This is a genomic window from Vibrio sp. 070316B, from assembly GCF_013114115.1.
Classification (GTDB): Bacteria; Pseudomonadota; Gammaproteobacteria; order Enterobacterales; family Vibrionaceae; genus Vibrio; species Vibrio chagasii_B.
The window spans coordinates 45,935-67,676 of sequence record NZ_VTYC01000021.1 but is presented as its reverse complement, the minus strand read 5'-3'; the positions used below and the strand labels follow the sequence as shown (position 1 = coordinate 67,676).

General features: G+C 44.9%; 20 protein-coding genes and 1 riboswitch. Of the genes, 6 read left to right on the top strand and 14 right to left on the bottom strand.

What is annotated here, in order from left to right; all coding sequences use genetic code 11:
• Window positions 1–58: 58 nt before the first annotated feature.
• Both F0251_RS16130 and F0251_RS16125 read right to left on the bottom strand, forming a co-directional pair.
• The gene (locus F0251_RS16130; RefSeq protein WP_105023177.1) at window positions 59–1,426 is read right to left on the bottom strand and encodes a TrkH family potassium uptake protein; all 1,368 of its coding nucleotides are present in this window, start codon (window positions 1,424–1,426) and stop codon (window positions 59–61) included.
• A 25-nt stretch (window positions 1,427–1,451) separates the two neighbouring features.
• On the bottom strand, window positions 1,452–2,108 hold the full coding sequence (locus tag F0251_RS16125) for a TrkA family potassium uptake protein (RefSeq protein WP_171731353.1): 657 nt from the start codon (window positions 2,106–2,108) through the stop codon (window positions 1,452–1,454).
• A gap of 186 nt (window positions 2,109–2,294) precedes the next feature.
• Here F0251_RS16125 and F0251_RS16120 point away from each other — a divergent pair, with 186 nt between their 5' ends.
• From F0251_RS16120 to F0251_RS16110, 3 genes are all read left to right on the top strand, one after another.
• A complete protein-coding gene (locus tag F0251_RS16120) occupies window positions 2,295–3,410 on the top strand; it encodes a mechanosensitive ion channel family protein (RefSeq protein WP_171731352.1) in 1,116 nt (371 codons plus the stop codon).
• Window positions 3,411–3,516: 106 nt separating this feature from the next.
• Entirely contained in the window at window positions 3,517–5,001 is a 1,485-nt protein-coding gene (locus F0251_RS16115; RefSeq protein WP_171731351.1) for a mannose-1-phosphate guanylyltransferase/mannose-6-phosphate isomerase, read from the top strand.
• Between the two features lie 15 nt (window positions 5,002–5,016).
• Entirely contained in the window at window positions 5,017–6,441 is a 1,425-nt protein-coding gene (locus F0251_RS16110) for a phosphomannomutase CpsG (RefSeq protein WP_171731350.1), read from the top strand.
• A gap of 115 nt (window positions 6,442–6,556) precedes the next feature.
• Here the strand turns inward: F0251_RS16110 and aroG are convergent, their stop codons facing one another.
• The 4 genes from aroG to F0251_RS16090 all read right to left on the bottom strand — a co-directional run bounded on the left by aroG (window position 6,557) and on the right by F0251_RS16090 (window position 9,271).
• A complete protein-coding gene (gene aroG, locus F0251_RS16105) occupies window positions 6,557–7,609 on the bottom strand; it encodes a 3-deoxy-7-phosphoheptulonate synthase AroG (RefSeq protein WP_008217211.1) in 1,053 nt (350 codons plus the stop codon).
• A gap of 312 nt (window positions 7,610–7,921) precedes the next feature.
• The gene (locus tag F0251_RS16100) at window positions 7,922–8,137 is read right to left on the bottom strand and encodes a DUF3820 family protein (protein ID WP_061031229.1); all 216 of its coding nucleotides are present in this window, start codon (window positions 8,135–8,137) and stop codon (window positions 7,922–7,924) included.
• Window positions 8,138–8,149: 12 nt separating this feature from the next.
• Complete coding sequence (locus F0251_RS16095) at window positions 8,150–8,821, bottom strand: DUF3313 domain-containing protein (RefSeq protein ID WP_105057995.1); 672 nt, start codon at window positions 8,819–8,821, stop codon at window positions 8,150–8,152.
• Between the two features lie 96 nt (window positions 8,822–8,917).
• A complete protein-coding gene (locus tag F0251_RS16090; RefSeq protein ID WP_105057994.1) occupies window positions 8,918–9,271 on the bottom strand; it encodes a transcriptional regulator in 354 nt (117 codons plus the stop codon).
• Window positions 9,272–9,593: 322 nt separating this feature from the next.
• Window positions 9,594–9,683, top strand: a riboswitch (cyclic di-GMP riboswitch).
• A 72-nt stretch (window positions 9,684–9,755) separates the two neighbouring features.
• Here F0251_RS16090 and gbpA point away from each other — a divergent pair.
• On the top strand, window positions 9,756–11,222 hold the full coding sequence (gene gbpA, locus F0251_RS16085; protein ID WP_171731349.1) for an N-acetylglucosamine-binding protein GbpA: 1,467 nt from the start codon (window positions 9,756–9,758) through the stop codon (window positions 11,220–11,222).
• Between the two features lie 110 nt (window positions 11,223–11,332).
• On the opposite strand, the gene cyoE is transcribed toward gbpA, so the two are convergent.
• From cyoE to F0251_RS16065, 4 genes are all read right to left on the bottom strand, one after another.
• Window positions 11,333–12,271, bottom strand: a complete 939-nt coding sequence (gene cyoE, locus F0251_RS16080) for a heme o synthase (RefSeq protein WP_116870880.1) — start codon at window positions 12,269–12,271, stop codon at window positions 11,333–11,335.
• On the bottom strand, window positions 12,261–13,316 hold the full coding sequence (locus F0251_RS16075) for a heme A synthase (protein WP_171731348.1): 1,056 nt from the start codon (window positions 13,314–13,316) through the stop codon (window positions 12,261–12,263). The genes cyoE and F0251_RS16075 overlap by 11 nt, the downstream gene beginning before the upstream one ends.
• A gap of 74 nt (window positions 13,317–13,390) precedes the next feature.
• Window positions 13,391–13,999, bottom strand: a complete 609-nt coding sequence (locus F0251_RS16070; RefSeq protein WP_171731347.1) for a hypothetical protein — start codon at window positions 13,997–13,999, stop codon at window positions 13,391–13,393.
• Between the two features lie 59 nt (window positions 14,000–14,058).
• Complete coding sequence (locus F0251_RS16065; RefSeq protein ID WP_171731346.1) at window positions 14,059–14,958, bottom strand: SURF1 family protein; 900 nt, start codon at window positions 14,956–14,958, stop codon at window positions 14,059–14,061.
• Between F0251_RS16065 and F0251_RS16060 the strand changes: the two genes are divergently transcribed.
• The gene (locus tag F0251_RS16060; protein WP_061031236.1) at window positions 14,870–15,100 is read left to right on the top strand and encodes a DUF2909 family protein; all 231 of its coding nucleotides are present in this window, start codon (window positions 14,870–14,872) and stop codon (window positions 15,098–15,100) included. The genes F0251_RS16065 and F0251_RS16060 overlap by 89 nt on opposite strands.
• A gap of 22 nt (window positions 15,101–15,122) precedes the next feature.
• On the opposite strand, the gene F0251_RS16055 is transcribed toward F0251_RS16060, so the two are convergent.
• From F0251_RS16055 to coxB, 4 genes are read right to left on the bottom strand one after another with little or no spacing between them, the layout of a single operon-like run.
• Complete coding sequence (locus F0251_RS16055; protein ID WP_105057991.1) at window positions 15,123–16,007, bottom strand: cytochrome c oxidase subunit 3; 885 nt, start codon at window positions 16,005–16,007, stop codon at window positions 15,123–15,125.
• 29 nt (window positions 16,008–16,036) lie between these two features.
• Window positions 16,037–16,660, bottom strand: coding sequence for a cytochrome c oxidase assembly protein (locus F0251_RS16050; protein ID WP_171731345.1), 624 nt, complete (start codon window positions 16,658–16,660; stop codon window positions 16,037–16,039).
• A gap of 11 nt (window positions 16,661–16,671) precedes the next feature.
• Window positions 16,672–18,333 carry a cytochrome c oxidase subunit I gene (gene ctaD / locus F0251_RS16045; protein ID WP_171731344.1) on the bottom strand — a complete coding sequence of 554 codons (1,662 nt, stop codon included), beginning with the start codon at window positions 18,331–18,333 and terminating at the stop codon, window positions 16,672–16,674.
• A complete protein-coding gene (coxB, locus tag F0251_RS16040) occupies window positions 18,330–19,532 on the bottom strand; it encodes a cytochrome c oxidase subunit II (protein ID WP_116870887.1) in 1,203 nt (400 codons plus the stop codon). Before coxB ends, ctaD begins: the two co-directional genes overlap by 4 nt.
• Before the next feature lie 451 nt (window positions 19,533–19,983).
• Here coxB and F0251_RS16035 point away from each other — a divergent pair, with 451 nt between their 5' ends.
• Window positions 19,984–21,690, top strand: coding sequence for a phospho-sugar mutase (locus F0251_RS16035; protein ID WP_116870888.1), 1,707 nt, complete (start codon window positions 19,984–19,986; stop codon window positions 21,688–21,690).
• Window positions 21,691–21,742 lie beyond the last annotated feature (52 nt).

The window sequence follows — 21,742 nt, the reverse complement described above, 5'->3', positions numbered from 1 at the left end:
ATAACAACAAAGCCAGCATAACGCTGGCTTTATGTTTTCTGATTCATTAACAAACGCGCTAGCCTGTTAGAACAGTGTCTTCTGGGTATTTGAGCAGTGAAGGCTCTGGGCGAGCTAACATATACGCCAACGTCAAAGGACCGATACGACCAATAACCATCACAACAATCATAATGTATTTGCCAGGTTCGGTTAGATTTGCGGTTAACCCAGCCGTCAATCCTACCGTTGCAAAGGCAGAAATCACCTCGAACATGACTCGATCAAACGCGGCTTTTTCGGTAAGCATTAACAAAAACATCGCCGTAGTTAATAACGCCCCACTGACCACGATAATGGCCAATGACTTGGTTACCGCCTGCCATGTAACAGTACGTTTAAACATCACGACGTGCTTTTTCTGACGTAGGAATGTCCAAGTCGCGACAAAAGCAACTGCAAAGGTCGATACCTTAATACCGCCACCGGTTGAGGTAGAACCAGCACCAATCAGCATTAACACAATCATCACCAATAAAGCAGGCTGCGTGTACTGAGACAAATCCACACTGTTAAAGCCAGCGGTACGAGCGCTTGCTGATTGAAAAAACGCCGCCAGCCATTGGCCTTGAGTTGATAACCCTTCCATAGTCGCAGAGTTATTTCTTTCCAGTAGCCAAAATAACACTGTACCCACCAACAATAGAGTCGGGGTTGCGGTTAGCATGATCTTGGTATGTAAATGCAGATGCTGGAAGCCTTTGCGCCAGTTGCTAGATAAGTCACCGACCACCGTAAAGCCTAAGCCACCAAAAATGAACAGAGCCGCTAAGGTAAAGATAACCAATGGGTCGTCAACAAAGCTCATCATACTATCTGAGAACAGAGCGAAACCGGCGTTATTAAATGCTGATATCGCATGAAACAGTGCGTAAAAGCTGCCTGTTGCCCAGCCCATTTCAGGAACCCATCGGAAACAAAGCAATACAAAGCCAATAAATTCAGCCACTAGCGCAAAGATGATGATCTTCTTTACTAGCTTACGCAGGTTAATCTTACGATCTTGTCCCAATGCCTCTTTTGCCAATGCCTGTTGCTTCAAGCTTAACCGGACACCAAACATGTACAGAAGAACCGCAGATAAGGTCATTTGCCCTAACCCGCCCACTTGCATCAAGAACATCAGCAAGATTTTCCCGGCCAAAGTAAAGTGTTCGCCCGTATCAACGACCCCTAACCCTGTTACGCTGATTGCAGAAGTCGCAGTAAACAATGCATCTGTGAAACTGAGCCCTGTGACAGAAAAAACCGGCATCGTGAGTAAGATGGCCGAGGGAATAAGCACCGCCAAAAAGCTGGTCAGGATTATCTTAGGTTCAGAGCCTTTACGTGGCTTTTCATCTCTTGTGAGTGTGTAGAAAGTACCTTTTCGCTGAAACGAATTCATACTGTTACCCTATTACAAGTTCCCATTACCAATTACGTAGCTTTCTAGATAGGGTCTCTTTAGGCCCAGCGATGATCACCACATCTCCAATTTCTAAACTCACTTCCAGTTCAGGCGCTTTAGTCAGATTCGGTCCGCGTTTAAAACCAAGAACTTCAACACCCACCTCTTTGCAAAGCTTCAAATCACGAAGTTGTTTACCTAATAACTTGGCACCGATAACAATTTCGGTCATCGCTAAGCCACTACCGAGGTCGATAAATTCAAGAACGCGTCTATCCAGCATCTTCCTTGCGACACGAATACCCATGTCTCGCTCCGGCATAATGATATGGTCAGCGCCAATTTTAGAAAGGATCTTGCCGTGGAACTTATCATTCGCCTTAACCCAAACGGTTTTAGCCCCCGACTCTTTCACGACCAGAGTAGTCAAAATACTCGAGTTCACATCAGAACCAATCGAAACCATTACCATATCGTACTCGTCGAGCCTTAGCTCTTTAACCGTCTCTTCACTCGTACAGTTAGCAACAATCGCTTGTGAAACAATGGCCGCGGCTTCTTTCACTCGCTCTTCATCAATATCGACGGCTAATACCTGCGCCCCAGAACTTTGCAGCTCTTTACACACAGATAAACCAAAACGCCCTAAACCGATAACTGCATATTGTTTGTCGCTCATTTGAAATCCTGTTTAGAAATTTAAATAACACGGGATAGTCAAACCTACATTAGTTTCTATCTCAAAAAAAGTTAGTTCTGCAATAATAAGGTTATACTATTGTCATAATCGCTTGATTTATAAAGGTAGAGAACAACTCGAGTTTCTGCTAATTTCCAATTCATAATTTCTGCGGCAGCACACACAATGAATGAATTCTTAACCCAAGTACAAACCTACATTAACCAGAGCCATAGTGATTGGGCCAACAGTGTCTTATTCATCACTATTGCGAGTTTTCTCGCTTGGGTAGCTTGGCGAATTATCCACAATCGCTTAGAAATTCTGGTACAGAAAACCCCTTTTCACTGGGATGACCTGCTACTAGCAGCACTGAAAACTCCAGTCAGTACGTTACTTTGGTGTTGGCCGGCGACTGTCTCTATTGGGTTGATCCTTCAAGACCAGTTTGGCAACGAAATCAACTGGTTAAAAACACTAAAACACATTTTAATCATATGCACTTTTGTTTGGTTCACCTTGCGAATGATCACCAATACTGAAACGTACGTCTTAGAACAGAAAAACAGAGATGAAACGACAGTACAAGCGATCGCAAAAGTAGCTCGCCTATTCTTTATGGTCATGGGTGGCCTGACGATCATGCAAGCATTCGGTCTCAGCCTATCAGGCTTGCTGACCTTTGGTGGTGTGGGTGGTTTGATTGTCGGTTTGGCAGCAAAAGATCTACTCTCGAACTTCTTTGGCGGCATGATGATCTACTTCGACCGACCTTTTAAAGTCGGTGATTGGATTCGCTCTCCTGACCGTCAAATCGAAGGTACCGTCGAACGTATTGGCTGGCGCATGACCATCATTCGTACATTCGATAAACGCCCACTGTACGTGCCAAACTCGGTATTCAGTAACATTGTGGTGGAAAACCCATCGCGAATGCTAAACCGCCGAATTAATGAAACCTTTGGGCTTCGTTACGAAGACGCGAGCAAGTTAGCTGCTATCGTGGATGACGTAAAAGCCATGCTTGAAACGCACCCAGACATCGATGCTAAGCAGACACTCATCGTGAATTTCGATAAGTTTGGCCCATCAACGCTGAACTTCTTCATCTACACCTTCACTAAGACCGTCAACTGGGTGAGATACCATGAAGTGAAACAAGATGTGCTACTGCAGGTGCTAGCAATCATTCACAAACACAATGCGGATATCGCTTTCCCAACTCAAACACTAAAAATCGATCCACAAGGTTTGAGTGAAGTTCAGGATATGGCACTTCCTAGCGCAGAAGAACCTCGATAAAACAACGGCTCTACTGTTTATCGACAAGTAAGTGGCTTATCGATAATTAAAAAGAGTGAAGCGTGGTAACATGGCGCCAGAATTTTAATGCACCCTGTACCACGCTATGATTTTACCTGTCATTCTAGCTGGCGGCTCTGGTAGCCGCCTCTGGCCCCTGTCTCGCGAGCTTTATCCTAAGCAGTTCCTCAATATTGCTGGCGAACAGTCGATGCTTCAGCAAACCCTTTTACGCCTACAAGGTCTTGAAGCGAACTTAAGTAACGCTGAATGCGCTGCTCCGTTCATTATCTGTAATGAAGAGCACCGCTTCATTGCTGCAGAACAAGCTCGATCGGCTAACATTGCACACAGTGGTATTTTGCTAGAACCTGTCGGAAGAAACACAGCTCCCGCGATCGCACTCGCTGCATTACAGGCTTTAAATCACACAAGCGGTAACCAACAAAATGAGTCAGAACCAATATTATTGGTACTGGCCGCTGATCATCACATCGCTAAAACAGCTGAATTTCAGCAAACGGTGGCAAGAGGCGTTGAATACGCAAAACAAGGTAAACTGGTTACTTTTGGTATTACTCCAAGCGCCCCAGAAACTGGCTATGGTTATATAAAACAAGGAGAACCACTCTCCCATCATGCTTTTGCCATTAAATGTTTCGTTGAAAAACCCGACCTAGCCACCGCAGAACAATACATTAGCTCAGGGCAATACCTCTGGAACAGCGGCATGTTTATGTTTAAAGCATCACGCTACTTAGAAGAGCTAGCAAAGCATCATCCACAGATCCTTGAGGCCTGCAAAAGCGCGCTCGAAAAGCAAAATACCGACCTCGACTTCATCCGTATTGACGCCGAGGCATTCCAAAGCAGCCCGAGCGACTCTATCGACTATGCCGTGATGGAAAAAACGTCGGATGCTGCGGTGATCCCTATGGATGTTGGTTGGAATGATATTGGTTCATGGTCTGCAATCTGGGATGTCAGTGATAAAGATGAACACAAGAATGTGATTGAAGGCGATGTGTTAACTGTCGATTCTCAGCACAACTATATCCACGCTGAAAACAAGCTAGTTGCGACTGTAGGTGTTGAGAACCTTATTATTGTCGAAACAAAAGACGCTATACTCGTCGCGAACAAAGACAAAGTTCAAGGCGTGAAATCGATAGTCAGCCAGCTGAATCAAGCAGATCGCACAGAACATGTTCATCACCGCGAAGTGTTTAGACCTTGGGGTAAATACGATGTAATTGACCTAGGCAAACGCGACAAGGTTAAACGTATCACTGTAAAACCCGGTCACAAGTTATCGCTACAGATGCATCACCATAGAGCAGAGCACTGGGTTGTTGTTGCAGGTGTTGCGAAGGTGACCAATAATGAGAAAACCTATCTCGTTGAAGAAGACCAATCCACTTATATTCCGCTAGGACACATACATAGCCTAGAAAATCCAGGGGACGCTCCACTCGAAATGATCGAAGTACAAACCGGTAGCCATTTGAGTGAAGACGACATTATTCGATATCAAGATAGTTACGGGCGAAGCGAACAACCTAGCTCACCTCAAATCAACAAATCGAACTAAAGCAGCGACGATAGAATGAAACAGAATTTAGATCTCAGCTGCTTTAAAAATAACGATATCCGAGGAATCATTGGTAAACAAATCAATGAGCGCCTAGCTTACCTGCTTGGTATAGCATTTGGCGAATATGTCCTTGCAGAAACATCTAAAACGTCACTCAATAGCTTGGCTAAAGTAGTCATTGGTCGTGATAATCGTGAAACCTCATTGCTCCTGCAGAAAGCGATGACCAAGGGTTTGATTGAATCAGGGATCGCCGTGGTAGATATCGGTATGACAGGCACAGAAGAAGTCTACTTTGCGACTCGCCACCTACAAGCCATTGGCGGAGTCCAGATTACGGCAAGCCACAATCCAATCAATTACAACGGCATGAAGTTAATCGGTCTAGACGCTAATCCAATCAGTAAAAACAATGGGTTAGATGTAATTAAACAGCGTATTGAAGCTCTACAGTATGAGGGCGTCAGCGAACAACCGATCAGCCATGAACAAGCCGATAATTCCGTTAGAACGACCAGTATCCTAGCTCCTTATGTGGAGCACCTACTCTCTTACATAAAGCCGTCAAAGCTATCACCGATGAAGATTGTGGTTAACGCGGGAAACGGCGTTGCTGGGCATGTCATTGATGCGTTAGAGACCAAATTCAATGAACTGAATGCTCCAATCACCTTCATCAAGGTTCACCACATTCCTGATGGGATGTACCCAAATGGTATCCCTAACCCTTTACTCAAAGAAAACCAAGCTGCGACTCGCGATGCCGTTTTAGAGCACTCCGCAGACCTTGGCATCGCCTGGGATGGTGATTTTGATCGTTGTTTCTTCTTTGATGAAAAAGGCAATTACATTGAAGGTTACTACATCGTCGGTTTACTAACCGAAGCCTTCTTGCTGAAGGACTCCAATGCAACAGTACTACACGACATGCGCATGACATGGAATACAGTAGAAGTTGCACAAAAACTGGGTGGAAACGCTGTGGGCGTAAAAGCAGGGCATGCTTTGATCAAAGAGAAAATGCGAGAGCTCAACGCTGTGTACGGTGGAGAGATGAGCGCACATCACTACTTCCGTGACTTTGGGTACTGCGACTCAGGGATGATTCCTTGGCTACTCGTCATTGAACTCATCAGTAAGACTCAACAATCGCTTCATCAACTTATCAGCTCTAGCGTAGAAAGATTCCCCTCTTCTGGAGAGATCAATCGTAAGGTAGCAGACCCAGAACAAGCTATCGCTCGTGTACTTTCATGCTACCAAAAGCGTGCTGTAAACATAGATCATACCGACGGTATTAGCATGGATATGGGTACTTGGCGCTTTAACTTAAGGAAATCCAATACCGAGCCACTAATCCGCCTTAATGTAGAAACCAAGCAAGATAAAGATTTGTTGTCACTTAAAGTCGACGAGCTAGTGTCTTTCCTAGTTTAAAAATACAGGTCACTTCCTATTAGCGATTAGTGACTATTAAAAAGCCCTTACTCACAAAAGCGAGTAAGGGCTTCAATTATCTAAGTCGTTCTAGAGACTAATTAAAGTCACTAATTTACTTGTTACGGCGAGCTTCAACTGCATCTGCCAGTTGACGAAGTACTGTTTCAGTATCTTCCCAACCAATACAAGCGTCAGTAATTGACTGGCCGTATGTTGGAGCTTTGCCGTCAACCAAATCCTGGCGACCTTCAACTAGGTGAGATTCGATCATCACACCAAAGATAGCTTTATCACCACCCGAGATCTGTGCACTTACGTCATCAGACACATTCATTTGACGCTTGAATTGCTTAGAACTGTTTGCATGGCTGAAGTCGATCATTACTTTCTGCGGTAGACCAGAAGCTTCTAGCTCTTGCTTGATCTTACCAACGTGCTCTGCGCTGTAGTTTGGCTCTTTACCACCACGTAGGATGATATGACAATCTGGGTTACCAGCCGTTTCAACGATAGCTGAGTGACCGTACTTAGTTACCGATAAGAAGTGGTGAGAAGCACTTGCAGAGCGGATTGCGTCTGTTGCGATCTTGATGTTGCCATCGGTACCATTCTTAAAGCCAACAGGGCATGAAAGACCAGAAGCTAGCTCACGGTGAACTTGAGATTCCGTAGTACGTGCGCCAATTGCACCCCAGCTAATTAAGTCTGCTACGTATTGAGGCGTGATCATGTCTAGGAATTCACTTGCTGTCGGCATACCCATGTCTGTTAGATCAAGAAGTAGCTTACGTCCAAGGCGCAGACCATCGTTTAGTTTGAACGTGTCGTCCATGTAAGGGTCATTGATCAGACCTTTCCAGCCAACCGTCGTACGTGGTTTCTCAAAGTAAACACGCATTACGATTTCAAGCTTATCGCCTAGCTCATCGCGTAGTACTTTCAAACGCTTACCGTATTCAAGAGCCGCTTCTGGATCATGAATAGAACATGGGCCAACGATAACCAATAAACGGTCGTCACTTTCTTCTAGAATGTTGTGAATTGCTTTACGGCTTTCAAAGGTTGTCGAAGAAGCAACTTCTGTCGCTGGAAACTTTTCTAAAACAGCAACAGGGGGTAATAACTCTTTTACTTTGTTAATTCTTACATCATCAGTCTGGAACATTGCTTACTTCTTCCTATATCTATCCTTGAGCTGAATGTACGTTATCTCACGTAACTTTCCATCAGCACATATCTTCTTGTTCCCTGTAACTTAACTAGTAAAAACGCCAGTTTCAATCACTAATTTAAAAAGAACGCAATTTTTTTTGTGTTTTATATTTAAAACACCCTGTATAACTTTATTTACACGCTATCGATTGCGCAATTTCAATAGGATAACGTTGAATGTTTTTTCACCCATCACTTGTCAACAAAACTGTTCTATCAACAGAAACAAAAAAGCCCACGCTGTTAACGTGAGCTTTATAATTAATTACATTCTTTTCAATGGCTTGACGACACTGTCGAGCCCTTCTATTTTTAGCGCTAGGCACAGTTTGAGCAGGTCACCTAGCTCACCGTTTGGGAACCCTTTCTTGTCAAACCACAACAAATATTCTTCAGGTAGGTCAATTAGTGTGCGGCCGGTGTACTTTCCAAATGGCATCTGCATTCGAGCCAACTTAATCAGGTTCTCTTTCTCTAGCATTGTTCGGTCTTTCTATGCGTCATCGATGTTCTGTAGAGTATCACCTAAACGTTCAACCCAATAGTTGATTGCATCTTTGGCATCATCAAGTGAATCGATCATAGTTGAAAAGTCCTTATTTCCGGCTTCACGATCGATCGCTGCGAACAGTGGTGTGCCATCTTGAGCGTCACTCACCAGCAGCTCGACACTCGCACTACCAACATTGGTGTGCTCTCCTGTCGCAACTTTTGAGATGGTCGACATGGCAAGACCAAAAGGTAAGACACTACTGGTAACGGCTAAGATAGGATTTGGCGTTTCAACGTTACTCAATGCGATACTCAGGCGTAACGTTTTGCCCGTCGGCTCACCAACGATCACTTTGTGAGGTGATATTTTCTCTTCTAATCGGTTCACCATGTGGTCGGTAAGTTCCTGAATTTCTTCTTGATCTAACGAACCTTCTTCGGCAAGCACAAAGATTTGGTCAATGACGACAGAATCATAGTCATCCAACTTACTCTTCAAGCGGTCGGCGTCACGCAGCCCTAATCTTGCCCAAACGAGGTCAACTCCCCCGTCAGGGCCAGGCTGAAAATCTTCATAAGTGGTGAATTTGGTAGCAGTCTTGATTGGGCCGCCTGCACAACCAAACAAAAAGATGCTGGTTGCGACAAGCAAAAATAGTTTTAGAGGATTCATAGCGCACTTAGGTTGGAAGAAAAACACCCAAGTATGCTATACCATATGTGAAAAGTTTGTAGAAAAAGGGGCTATAACTCAGAGCTAACTCTAAAATTAGTTGTGTTGAACAGTGTGAGCATACTCTACGATAACTTGATTTCCTTCGATGTAAGCATTTTGGATCTCTCCATCAACACTCATTCTACTTTTCAGATAGACCACTTTAGGACCAGAGTCATTTCCTTCTTTAAGTGACGGGAATACGTTTCTCGGTTCCAAGTGAAGTAGACGACAGAAATGGCTCACAAATGACATAGTCAGCGGCGACTCCCCTCGCAACATATTTGAGAAATCAAGCTGACTCATTCCAAGCTTCTTTGAAAACTCCATCTGAGTGATTCGCATTCGTGATTTTTGTGACATCCACGTTTGGTACAACGCTTCTCTATCTTGTTCAGTGAATTCCATACTGACTCCTTTATATAATTCATACCAATTAATTGTCCGGTTTTTCATACATAGCGTGTCAGGGTTCGGTTAGTGGAAGCCAAAGGTTTGGTTTTGATATGCGCTCAATTGTTATCCAGTACAAAACTAAAAAGACAAAACCATTCATAAAAACAATTAGAGCAAATGCTTTCTTAATTTATTTCAATCACTTATAGGTAAATAAAGAATACATTTAGCAAGTTAATTTGTGACAAGAATTAAAAGTTCGAGATTAGCATTCCACATTTCAATCTATTCATTCGCATTTATAAAACGCGTTGACTACATTTCGCTTGCTTAAACGCACTTCTGGCAAACTATTTGAAAGAATAGGACGCAAAGCCACCGGTCTGTCGACAATTATTCTGTCTATGATAGCGGAGCTGCCACTTAATAGGATTTAAGTGCAAATGCGTGCCGGAGTGTTCTCTTTTTTGTCGGCCAAATACAGTAAGGACAAATAATGAAACAACTCCCAAAAAAATCACTCATCGCTCTGTCGCTACTAAGCGTTAGTGGTGCAAGCTTCGGTCACGGTTATGTCTCGGCATACAATAATGGCGTAGCTGAAAGCCGTGTAGCGCTGTGTAAGTTCCCTGCGAGTGATACACAAGAGAAGAACACCAACTGTGGTGGTATCCAATACGAACCGCAAAGTGTCGAAGGTCCTGAAGGCTTCCCAGAGGTTGGCCCTGCTGATGGAAAAATCGCTAGTGCGCAATCTTCTTTAGCGGCTGCGCTAGACGAGCAAACGGCAGACCGTTGGGTTAAACGCCCTATCCAATCTGGCTCTCAGTACTTTGAGTGGACATTTACAGCAAACCACGTGACTCACGATTGGAAATACTACATTACAAAACCAGACTGGAATCCAAACCAGCCTTTGGCTCGCAGTTCTTTTGATCTAACACCATTCTGTGTAGTCGAAGGCAATATGGAACAGCCACCAATGCAAGTAAGCCACTTGTGTAATGTCCCTGAGCGTGAAGGCTACCAAGTGATTCTTGCTGTTTGGGATGTGGGTGATACTGCAATGGCTTTCTACAACGTTATTGATGTGAAATTTGATGGCGATGGCCCGATCATTCCTGATTGGGACCAAGGCGGTCAAATCAACCCAACTCGCGACCTAAACATCGGTGATGCCGTTTACACTCGTGTCTTTGACCAATCTGGTGAGAACGCTTCATACAGCACAGAGCTAGTCATTGAGAACAACAAACAAGGTAAAGCGAATAACTGGTCTTATGCATTGGCATCAAAGATCAACCAAGAGCAGACGCAAATCAAAGCGGGTCAATTGAACGACCAAGGTGATTTCGCTCCTGTATACGGCTCAAATCCAGTTTACTTAAAAGCAGGTTCAGGCTTTAAGAGCGTAGAGATCGGCTACAAGATTGATACTCCAGAGCCAGAGCATGAAGTTGAAGTAACAGGTTTAGAATCAGAGTACATTATCGATGAGAGTCAACCGACTCAACTTGATCTTACTCTAGCGGCAACAGGCGATGTTCAAGCAGAACTCACGGTATACAACCACCATCGTGAAGCACTTGCGTCTCAGAAATCTGAACTTAAAGACGGACAAGTTGAAGATGTTCAGTTGACTCTGTCTAAATCTGAAGCTGGCCACCACATGCTTGTGGTTGTAACTAAGGATGACCAAGGCAACTTAGTTGACCAAAACACGCTTGATTTCCACCTTATGGACGAGCAAACACCGCCACCAGCAGGCGATTACGATTTCGTATTCCCTGAAAGCATTGAATCTTACACTGAAGGTACAAAAGTACTGAGCAGCGACGGTAGCGTTTATCAGTGTAAAGAGTTCCCATACTCTGGTTACTGTATTCAGTGGGCACCAACGGCAACTCAGTACGAACCTGGTGTAGGCTCACACTGGCAAGATGCTTGGTACAAAGTCGACTAATTGATCGCTCTGTGCTTACTTTCATGATAGTGAAACTAAGCAATCAGCCAAACAAAAACGGATGCCAAGCGCATCCGTTTTTTATTCAGTATTCATCTACAAGTCTGATCTTAAAGGAGGTAATGGTCTGCCAGCAAAGCAACAAACAAAATCATGAGATGATAAATAGAAAACTTGAATGTCTTCATCGCCATGTTAGGCTCATCACGATACTTCAATACCCAGGCATGATAAACAAACCCACCGTTGAGCACCAAAGACGCGCTCAGGTATATCCAACTGCTCATTCCAACCAATACTGGCAGCACACACACGATGCTCAGCAATAGTGTATACAGCAGAATTGAAGTCTTGGTGTAAGTTATCCCATGTGTCACAGGCAACATCGGGATATCTACCTTGGCATATTCGTCACGACGATGAATCGCAAGCGCCCAAAAGTGAGGAGGTGTCCAGATGAAGATGATCATCACCAGTAGCCATGCGTTGGAGTGCAACTCGTTAGTCACTGCCGTCCAACCCAATAAAGGTGGCATTGCCCCTGCGATCCCTGCAATGACAATGTTCTGTGGCGTCGCTCGTTTTAAATACATGGTATAGATAACCGCATAACCTAATAAGCTCGCAAAGGTTAGCCAAGCCGTAAGCGGGTTAACTAACAAGGCTAAAGTCACAAAACCAAGTAAACCGATACCTGCTGCAAAGGCGAATACTCGTACACTGCTGAGCTCACCCGATGGTAAAGGACGACGATTAGTACGAGACATTTGCCCGTCGATCTTCTTGTCGATCAAGTGATTAAATGCAGCAGCTGAACCCGCCATCAACCCTATCCCTACCATGCCAAATAATGCTTGCTGTAATGGCAATCCATTAGGCACCGCTAAACACATGCCGACTAATGCTGTTAACAACATCAAAGCAACCACTTTAGGCTTAGTCAGTGTTAAATAGACCTTCCAAGCTGCTTTGTTTTGAGCAGCAACTTCATGACTTGAAGCGGTATCTTGAACCACAATTTGATGCTGTGTTGAAGTTCTACTGACCATGATTACCTCCTTGTAATACACTGTTCTTTGCCAAGCGCTCACTTGGTTTTCGTTGCCACACTACAAAGTTTGTCGCAACCAGACTGACAAGCAGCATCGCCGCAACTAAGTTATGAAGCACTGCCACTGAAATCGGTAGATGGAACCACACGTTACTGATCCCTAAACTGACTTGCACGGCTAATACCAATGCCACAATGACACCCAGTTTTTGGTGCGCTGTTTGACCAAGCTTCCACAACTGATACACGACCATTAGCACCGTTATCGTTGCCACAATAGCGCCAAACCTATGCATGACATGTATGGTGAGCCTTGCGGGATACTCGAGCACACCAAACTCATAGTTATCATGCCCATGCTGTGCAAAGTCGAACGCATTCTTCAAATCTAGGTAGCTTATCCAATTACCTTCACAGATAGGCAGTTGAGTACATACCAGCGCGGCATAATTTGAAGACGTCCAACCGCCAAGTAAGATCTGTCCAATTACAACCATCAGGCCAAGTAACGCAGCAAACTTGCTCGTCGCCGAGTATGTCGTTTCACTGAACCGAGTCTGGAAATTAGAGAGGCGACAATACAGTAGGCAGAGCAGAGACAGCAGAGTGAACCCTCCCATCAAGTGCGCCATCACCACAACAGGCATCAGTTTGAGAGTCACTGTCCACATCCCTAACAAAGCTTGAAAGATCACCGTTGCTGCAATAAGTAACGGTAGTCCAGCAGAAGTGATGTTCTTCTTAATACACCAAGCAACTACAACAAAGATGAGAAGCCCTAATGAACCAGCAAAGTAGCGATGTATCATCTCTATCCAAGCTTTATCAGCCTCAAGAGCACGTTCAGGGAATTGGAGGTTAGCTTGGTTCACCGCTTGGGCATCTGAAGGTACCGTGAGCTTTCCATAACACCCAGGCCAGTCAGGGCAACCAAGCCCAGCATCCGATAATCGGGTATAAGCACCGAGCACAATCACTGTCAGCGTCAGTAAGATAGTCACTCGCATCACGAGCATGAGTAAATCAGGGGCTTTGTTCTGCATCGTTTATCTCCCTATACTTATTCCCTTTCGCTGCCAGAGTTCAGTCACCACAGTCAAACCGATTCGCTTATCAACTATCCAACACGTGATAGCTTTAGAAGCTTTCTGAGGTCATGAACCATGCCTTTGGACTGCCCGACTAACTGCGACGGTTCTGAGACACTTTTGTATTCCATAACGAGTTGCCCAAGGGGATCAATGATAACAATCGAAGCTGGTGCAAACTTAGTGCTCAACTGCTCCCCACCAGACAGAAATGACAAACCAGGTTTGTTAAATGCTCCTGGTAATGCATCCCCTTCAGAAACAAAAACCACAGCTGTCACTCGTTCTTTGTTCTTCCCTAGCGCTAAGTAGCTTTGGTTCAAGTAATGGAGTTGTTGTTCGCATAAGCTATCGCAGTCCGTTGGCGCAATGTAACCCACCAACCACCCTTCTCCTTCCATCGGCGTCGTCAGCCCAAAATCTTGTAGAGTCACTCTTGGCTCAACTAACTCCCCACTGTTTGTCACACCAGATGTGTACCAATTCTGCTCTAATACAGTTTTAGCAATAATGGCAGGTAAGGCGAAGACCAAGATCAACCCGATGAAGATAAGTCGACCACGTGAGCGGCGCTGTTTAAACGCAGCAAGATTAGCATCGGTACTTTCCTTTTTAGTTTGTGTTTGAGACTTATCCATTTTGATTCCCTGTATTAGTCGCTGCCGATCACTAACCGTGTTTATGTCGTTACAAGCATTTACTTCTTATTAATGTGACTATGTTTCTTCAAGTATCTGAACCCAATCAACAACATCAGCGAAAGCAATACTGCAGCCATCACAAACCATTGAAATGAGTAACCGAAGTGCTTCTCAGACTTCATCGCAGTCGGGCGCCATAGCATTTCATAAGGCCATGAATCTAAGCTCTGAGGTTGAAAAACGAACGGTAACACCTCTTGCCCTGTGTATTGTGATAACGCTTCTATGTTGATATTTTGAATCCTTTTCGGCGTCGTGTTTTCTAGCCCAAGTTCCTGACTTAACGGATTCACCGAACGTGTGTACAAGCGACCAGACATCTCGATTGGTAGCGTGATCTTTCCTATTCCTGGTAGCTCTCTTCTGTCATTACTTGCTGCAACGAATCCAAGATCGATCAAAAGCTGTTTTCTTCCATCTTGAGTTTGAACCTCGCCCAGCATGTAAATCACATACCCCACCGTTCCTTGATTGATTTGATTCTCCAGCAAGAGAATTAAACCACTCGATTTCACTAATTCGACGTCAGCTTTCAAGCCATTTAAGGTCGAAGGGGGCACCGGCTGCTGAGTTCCAATGCTTGCCTCTTGCCATTCATTGAGCACTGCATCTAGTGGTTTAGAAGGTTGCATAGCTCTCTGCGATAGCTGCTGCTCATAACGTAGTTTCTCGTTACCTCTGTCTAACTGCCATAAACCCAGCTTGATTAAAGTGCCGACTGAAACCAAAGTTAAAGCAACCGCAAACCAAAAACCTTTACTGCGGAACGTTCGTTCATCATGATTCAAACGGTTTGGAGTTATCACTATGGCGTCACCTACCTTTATCCTGTTATTCAAAGTTGTGTTAGTTGCCCTGCTGTTTTTCATTGCATTCAACTTAATGAAAGGGCTCATTCAAATCGCTTCTAGCAAACACAATGGCAAAAAGCTGAGTCACTTCTTGGGGCGTCGAGTCATGTGGTCAGCCGTTGCTGTGTTACTGCTATTGCTTGCTTTAGGGTCAGGAGTGATAACTCCCAACCCTCGTCCTTATTAAGCCCTTTAGCTCTGTCGCTTCGCTAAAGTACGTATACAAACACGAATAATCCTAACCACACCACATCAACAAAGTGCCAATACCAACTGCCGGCTTGGAATGCAAAATGGTCTTTGGGTGTAAAGTGATCTTTGGCAACCCTAGCCAACAGCACGATTAAAAAGATCGTCCCTAAGCAGACATGTAAACCATGGAAACCCGTCAGTAAGAAGAAGGTGTTGCCATAGATTCCCGATTGAAGAGTAAGGCCCATATCTTGATAAGCATGGATATACTCTTCAACTTGAAAAAATAGGAAGAACCCAGCCAGAACGATGGTGATCTCTAACCAAACGATTAATGCCATGCGCTTGTTTTGTTCGAGGCTTAGATGGGCCATATGCAGCGTGATGGACGAAAGCAATAGGATAATGGTGTTTTTGAGTGGAATTCCTTGCCATGGCATAGCTTGTGTTGTTACGCCATCCGGTGTCGTAGTCAGCGGCCACATTGATTGGAACATTGGCCACAATACTTCATGAGTCATTTCATTGTTGCCCGCCCCGCCAATCCATGGGACAGAAATCATACGAGCGTAGAACAGCGCGCCAAAGAAAGCACCGAAGAACATGATTTCAGAAAAGATGAACCAACTCATGCCTTGCCTGAAAGAGCGGGATATTTGCTCAGAATAGAGGCCGCTCAAGGATTCTGTAATCACGTTGCTAAACCAACCCGCAAGCATGTAAAGCAACACCGCAAACCCGACGAACAACACAGCCTTACCGAACACACCGCCAGCGGCATCAGTGCCCATGTTTTGCACGGTTAACCCTGCTCCAACCGCAACAAGAAATAGCGCAACGGCACCGACTAATGGCCAATGGCTTTGATGTGGAACGAAATAAACTTCCTTTTTAGAACTCATCGCTCAACTCCTTTTGTTGATTCTGGTTCCTAGTTACTCGCGATTACATTAGGCTCGGCACTACTTGATTCCCCGACCACCTCATTCGTAATGTTAAATAGCGTATAAGAGAGCGTCAGTGTGTGGATCGATTCTGGAATATCTGGCTCTATGTAAAATATCAAACCCATTTCAGCGCTTTTATACCCCTCTAATGGCTGCTGGTTAAAGCAGAAGCATTCCATCTTATTAAAGTAAGTCGCCCCCATCCCTGGAGATACTGAAGGCACAGCCTGCCCCACTAGAGAGTTTCCTGATAAATTTTTGGCGATGTAATTCGTTTGAATTACCTCACCAGGGTGAACCTCTAACACACGATCTTCAGGAACGAACTGCCAGGGCATATCAGGTTTGATGTGCGACATAAACTCCACACGAACCGTACGAGAATAATCTGGCTGCATACCCCGTGGCTGAACCGCAGACACGGTATTGGTTTTGCCATTAATACCTAAAGCCTCACACATCACATCGTAGAGTGGTACTAAAGCGAAACCGAAACCAAACATCACAACCACACTCAAGACCAAGTAGCCCGTTAGCTTTTTAGTTGATCGCTTCTTGGTTGACCGCTTTGGTTGGTTTTTATCTAGATCGCTTTGCTTATCACTCATAACTCATCCCTCTAATCGATTTTAGGTGGATGAGTAAAAGTATGATGAGGTGCAGGGCTTGGTACCGTCCACTCTAGCCCTTCAGCACGTTCCCATGGCTTGCTTGATGCTGGCTCACCACCTCTTACACATTTAATAACCAACCATAAGAAGATCAATTGAGACAAACCAAAGGCGAAGCCACCTATCGACACCACTTGGTTAACGTCGGCGAACTGGATAGCGTAGTCTGGAATACGACGTGGCATCCCCGCTAAACCTAGGAAATGCATAGGGAAGAAAAGAACATTCACTGAGATTACTGACGTCCAGAAGTGCCATAGACTGAGCTTGTGGTCGTACATATGACCAGTCCACTTAGGCAACCAATAATAAGCGGCGGCCATTATCGAGAACACGGCACCAGTCACCAGAACATAGTGGAAGTGAGCCACTACAAAATAGGTGTCGTGGTATTGGAAATCTGCAGGAACAATAGCCAGCATCAATCCAGACAAGCCACCTATCGTGAACAGAACGATAAAGGCAATGGTGAACAGCATTGGGGTTTCGAAAGTCAATGCGCCTCGCCACATGGTTGCGACCCAGTTAAAGACTTTCACTCCTGTGGGTACAGCTATCAACATGGTGCAATACATGAAGAACAGCTCTGCAAAGACGGGCATCCCCGTAGTGAACATGTGGTGCGCCCACACTAAGAAGGACAAGATTGCGATACTACAAGTCGCATACACCATTGAGTGATAACCAAACAAACGCTTGCCACTAAATGCAGGGATAATTGCTGAAACAATACCAAAGGATGGCAAAATCATGATGTACACTTCAGGGTGCCCAAAGAACCAAAATATATGCTGGAACATGACGGGGTCACCGCCACCAGCCGCATCGAAGAAGCTCGTCCCAAAGTATTTGTCGGTCAACACCATGGTCACGGCCCCTGCGAGAACTGGCATTACGGCTATCAGCAAGAAAGCGGTAATTAACCAAGTCCAAACGAACATTGGCAATTTAAACCAAGTCATACCTGGAGCTCTCATGTTCACTATGGTCACGATGACATTGATCGCCCCCATGATCGAACTGATACCCATAATATGAACAGAGAATACAAATAGTGCTGTACTATCAGGGCCATAAGTCGTTGAGAGCGGCGCGTAGAATGTCCAACCAAAACTCGGTCCGCCTCCCTCAGTAAACAAAGAGCCAATCAAGATTAAGAAAGCAAAAGGTAAAATCCAGAAGCTGAGGTTGTTCATTCTAGGTAACGCCATATCTGGAGCGCCGATCATCATAGGGATCATCCAGTTGGCGAGCCCCGTAAATGCTGGCATTACCGCGCCAAATACCATGATCAAGCCATGAACTGTAGTCATCTGGTTGAAGAAATCAGGTTCAACAAGTTGTAGACCCGGTTGGAATAGCTCCGCACGGATCACCATCGCCATCGCACCGCCGGTTAGGAACATTGCGAAACTGAACCATAGGTATAGCGTACCGATGTCTTTATGATTGGTTGAATACAACCAACGCGCCCACCCTTTTGGAGCAGCATGGGAATCGTGATCATCCATAGGTAAATCATGGCTGTCTAAGGTACCGTCTAAAGTATGACTTAGAGCCTGGTCTTCTGCAGGCGCCGATTTCACCGGCTTTTCGATTGGTGAACTCATAGCTGCTCCTTAGCATCACTTTGTGCTTCATCCGCAGAGCCTTCCGCTCCACCCGATTGTTTGACCTTATAGGCATTAACATCTGAAGCTTGAACCACATCGCCAGTATCGTTCCCCCAAGCGTTTCGTTGGTAGGTTACGACTGCTGCAATCTCTTTTTCTGTTAACTGATTGTCGAAGGCTTGCATTGCCGTGCCCCCTCGACCATAAACAATAGTGTCGATATGCACATCGACATCTCCTAAAGCAACAGGGCTTCCTTTGATACCCGGAAATGCACCAGGAATACCTTCACCATTTGCTTGGTGACATACAGCACATCGAGTTTTGTAAACCTCTTCACCTATAGTGTTCAACTCTTCCAAAGAAAGTGACGCGTCTAACGCATCTTGAGCCGCTTGTTGTGCGGCAATCGTTAGCTCTTTCTGTTCTGCTAACCATGCGTCAAACTCATCTTCTGCCATGGCATGCACTACTATCGGCATGAAGCCGTGAGCACGACCACAAAGCTCTGCACACTGTCCTCGGTAAACGCCTGGTTCATCAATTTTTGTCCAAGCTTCGTTAATGAAACCCGGAATGGTATCTTTTTTAACGGCAAAGGCCGGAACCCACCAAGAGTGAATCACATCATCTGAAGTCATCAAGAAGCGAACTTTTCGATCGACAGGAAGGACGAGTGGTTTATCAACCTCTAGCAAGTAATGAGCGCCTTTCACTTCAATGCCTTCGATTTCTTTATCACTGGTTGCCAGCAAGCTGAAGAATTCAACATCTTCGCCAAAATAACTGTAATGCCATTTCCATTGTGAGCCAGTAATTTTAACTGTGAGTTCAGATTGGGAGGTGTCTTCCATCGCTATCAAGGTTTTAGTAGCGGGAATCGCCATTGCGATGAGAATAATAATAGGAATGATGGTCCAGAGGATTTCAACTTTGGTGCTTTCGTGAAAATGAGCGGCCACCGCGCCCTTCGACTTTCGATGCCTCAGAATCGAGTAAAACATAACACCGAACACAACGAAGGCGATTGCACAGCAGATGTAGAAGATCAACATGTGAAGTTCATACACTTGACCACTGATCTCTGTTACACCTTGTGTCATGTTATATTCGCTACTCGCATTCACCCACGGCGAAATCGACAGCACAACAAAACTGTTCAAAAGCCACGCTAGCCTAACCAGTAATCTTTTCAAAAGATCTCTCCTTATCCTTCCTAATTGGATACATGCGACCTAAATGTCGTTGCGAACCCAACACCACTCATTGCTGTACCGGCTTCGCATGAAAAGGCTGAATCTCAATCTACTACTCTCGTGAGCACAGCCTATAACGGGCTGCTAGATCCTCTTAACTTACCGACTTATACGTCTATCAAAGTCTGGAGGTTTCAACGAAAGATTCAAAAACGGCGAAATTGTTCAATTTTGTTATATTTATGTAAAAGGCTAGTTAGTGATATCCAATTGTTCAAGGTAAGTTTACTTACAAAATAGTCAATTATTTAGAATGGCTTAGCCCACTTGTCTTTGTCGTTGGAATTTATTTTTAATCGAGTTTTACGATTGCTTTCATGGAAATGATAATCAATATCACTTAAATTAATCCCAACAGTAAGTCATACCGACATAAAAAGGTTCAGTGATTATGCAAGATGCTATGAATTGGTTAGCGAGAGACCCAGATCCAAGAACTCGTGAAGAGCTACAACACCTCATTGATGAGGGAATGCACGACGAATTGAAAGACCGCTTTACGCAGCGATTAGAATTCGGAACAGCGGGTCTTCGAGGTAAAGTAGGATGTGGCCCAAACAGAATGAACCGCTTAGTCATTCAAGAAACCGCGACCGGGCTTGGTCACTATCTAATTGAACATGTAGCAAACGCGACCATGAGAGGTGTCGTTGTGGGCTATGATGGCCGATTAGATTCAAAGCAATTCGCGATTGATACCGCTTCAGTACTGACGGCTTTAGGCATCAAGGTTTATCTAACATCGAATGTAGCTGCGACCCCTATCGTTGCTTTTGGTATCGAGCATTTCAACGCAGCAGCGGCCGTTGTGGTGACTGCTAGCCACAACCCACCTGAATATAACGGCTTCAAGGTATACTGGGAAAATGGCGCACAAATTATACCGCCTCATGATGCAGGTATTGCCGCTGAAATTGACTCCGCAGCGACTAAGCCAATCCCTTTGATGAGCCTCAGTGATGCAGAAACGCAAGGCAAGTTAGTGTGGCTCACCGAGGGTTACTATCAAACCTACCGCGCTGCGATCAACAAAAGCCCATTTGTAAAGAACGATATCGAGTCTGCTAATACCACCATCGCTTATACAGCAATGCATGGGGTGGGCGCGCAGATGGCAGAAGATCTTCTGCACGACTCGGGTTTCCATAAGGTATTCAGCGTTGCAGAGCAAAGAGAACCTGATGGCCACTTCCCAACGGTGAATTTCCCTAACCCAGAAGAAAAAGGGGCAATGGATCTTGTGGTTAATCTAGCAAAAAGCGTCGATGCAGATATTGCTTGTGCTAATGACCCTGATGCGGACCGATTTGCGGTTGCAGTAAGAACAGATGAAGGCTCATACAAAATGCTGACTGGCGATCAGGTCGGTGTGCTATTCGCGCATTACTTGTTATCAAAACCTCACACCAAAAATCAATTGGTGGGTAACAGTATCGTATCGTCTACCCTGCTTGAGAAAGTAGCTAACTCTCACAACGCTACCTACTTCCAAACTCTGACCGGGTTTAAATGGTTAGCTAACATTGGCATGCAGTTGGAAGATGAACAGAACGAATTCCTATTCGCCTATGAAGAGGCGCTAGGCTACACGATTGGAACTCAAGTCCGCGATAAAGATGGTTTGTCAGCCATTGTCGTTTTCGCACAACTGGTCGAGGAGCTAAAATCTCAAGGTCGAACAGTGTGGGATCTTCTGGCTCAGATTTCCTTCGAACATGGTGTTCATACCAATGCGCAGCGCAGTATCGCGCTGGACCCAGATTCACCTTCAATTGGCTCTAAGCTTCGCGCAGCACAACCAAAAACAATCAATGGCATTGCGATATCTGTGATTGAAGATCTTCACTCTTCGCTACGCTTCATTACTGGTGGTGCAACAGAGGCGATAAACCTCCCTGCGAGTGACGTACTCATCTATCATCTCGAAGATGGTTCTCGCATTATCGTCCGCCCATCGGGCACAGAGCCAAAGGTTAAGGTTTATTACGAAACCGTGACAAAATTTGAGGGGACAGAAACCTATGACGACACTCGTCAGCGAGGTGAAGAATATATGGATAAGCTCATCGAACAACACCAGAAAGAGCTCAACTCTTAACGGATTAGCGCATTAAGAATGCATCAGTTAAATTAAAAATGGACGCTCTAAG

Excerpts from the sequence above, each read along its gene's own strand:
- F0251_RS16115 (WP_171731351.1), top strand. The coding sequence starts at position 3,517 with ATGATTTTACCTGTCATTCTAGCTGGCGGCTCTGGTAGCCGCCTCTGG.
- F0251_RS16070 (WP_171731347.1), bottom strand. The coding sequence starts at position 13,999 with ATGGATAAGTCTCAAACACAAACTAAAAAGGAAAGTACCGATGCTAAT.
- F0251_RS16120 (WP_171731352.1), top strand. The coding sequence starts at position 2,295 with ATGAATGAATTCTTAACCCAAGTACAAACCTACATTAACCAGAGCCAT.
- cyoE (WP_116870880.1), bottom strand. The coding sequence starts at position 12,271 with ATGGTCAGTAGAACTTCAACACAGCATCAAATTGTGGTTCAAGATACC.
- F0251_RS16075 (WP_171731348.1), bottom strand. The coding sequence starts at position 13,316 with ATGCAGAACAAAGCCCCTGATTTACTCATGCTCGTGATGCGAGTGACT.
- F0251_RS16055 (WP_105057991.1), bottom strand. The coding sequence starts at position 16,007 with ATGAGTTCTAAAAAGGAAGTTTATTTCGTTCCACATCAAAGCCATTGG.
- F0251_RS16035 (WP_116870888.1), top strand. The coding sequence starts at position 19,984 with ATGCAAGATGCTATGAATTGGTTAGCGAGAGACCCAGATCCAAGAACT.
- F0251_RS16060 (WP_061031236.1), top strand. The coding sequence starts at position 14,870 with ATGGCGTCACCTACCTTTATCCTGTTATTCAAAGTTGTGTTAGTTGCC.
- F0251_RS16125 (WP_171731353.1), bottom strand. The coding sequence starts at position 2,108 with ATGAGCGACAAACAATATGCAGTTATCGGTTTAGGGCGTTTTGGTTTA.
- ctaD (WP_171731344.1), bottom strand. The coding sequence starts at position 18,333 with ATGAGTTCACCAATCGAAAAGCCGGTGAAATCGGCGCCTGCAGAAGAC.
- F0251_RS16100 (WP_061031229.1), bottom strand. The coding sequence starts at position 8,137 with ATGCTAGAGAAAGAGAACCTGATTAAGTTGGCTCGAATGCAGATGCCA.
- gbpA (WP_171731349.1), top strand. The coding sequence starts at position 9,756 with ATGAAACAACTCCCAAAAAAATCACTCATCGCTCTGTCGCTACTAAGC.
- F0251_RS16090 (WP_105057994.1), bottom strand. The coding sequence starts at position 9,271 with ATGGAATTCACTGAACAAGATAGAGAAGCGTTGTACCAAACGTGGATG.
- F0251_RS16110 (WP_171731350.1), top strand. The coding sequence starts at position 5,017 with ATGAAACAGAATTTAGATCTCAGCTGCTTTAAAAATAACGATATCCGA.
- F0251_RS16095 (WP_105057995.1), bottom strand. The coding sequence starts at position 8,821 with ATGAATCCTCTAAAACTATTTTTGCTTGTCGCAACCAGCATCTTTTTG.
- aroG (WP_008217211.1), bottom strand. The coding sequence starts at position 7,609 with ATGTTCCAGACTGATGATGTAAGAATTAACAAAGTAAAAGAGTTATTA.
- F0251_RS16130 (WP_105023177.1), bottom strand. The coding sequence starts at position 1,426 with ATGAATTCGTTTCAGCGAAAAGGTACTTTCTACACACTCACAAGAGAT.
- F0251_RS16065 (WP_171731346.1), bottom strand. The coding sequence starts at position 14,958 with ATGAGCCCTTTCATTAAGTTGAATGCAATGAAAAACAGCAGGGCAACT.
- F0251_RS16050 (WP_171731345.1), bottom strand. The coding sequence starts at position 16,660 with ATGAGTGATAAGCAAAGCGATCTAGATAAAAACCAACCAAAGCGGTCA.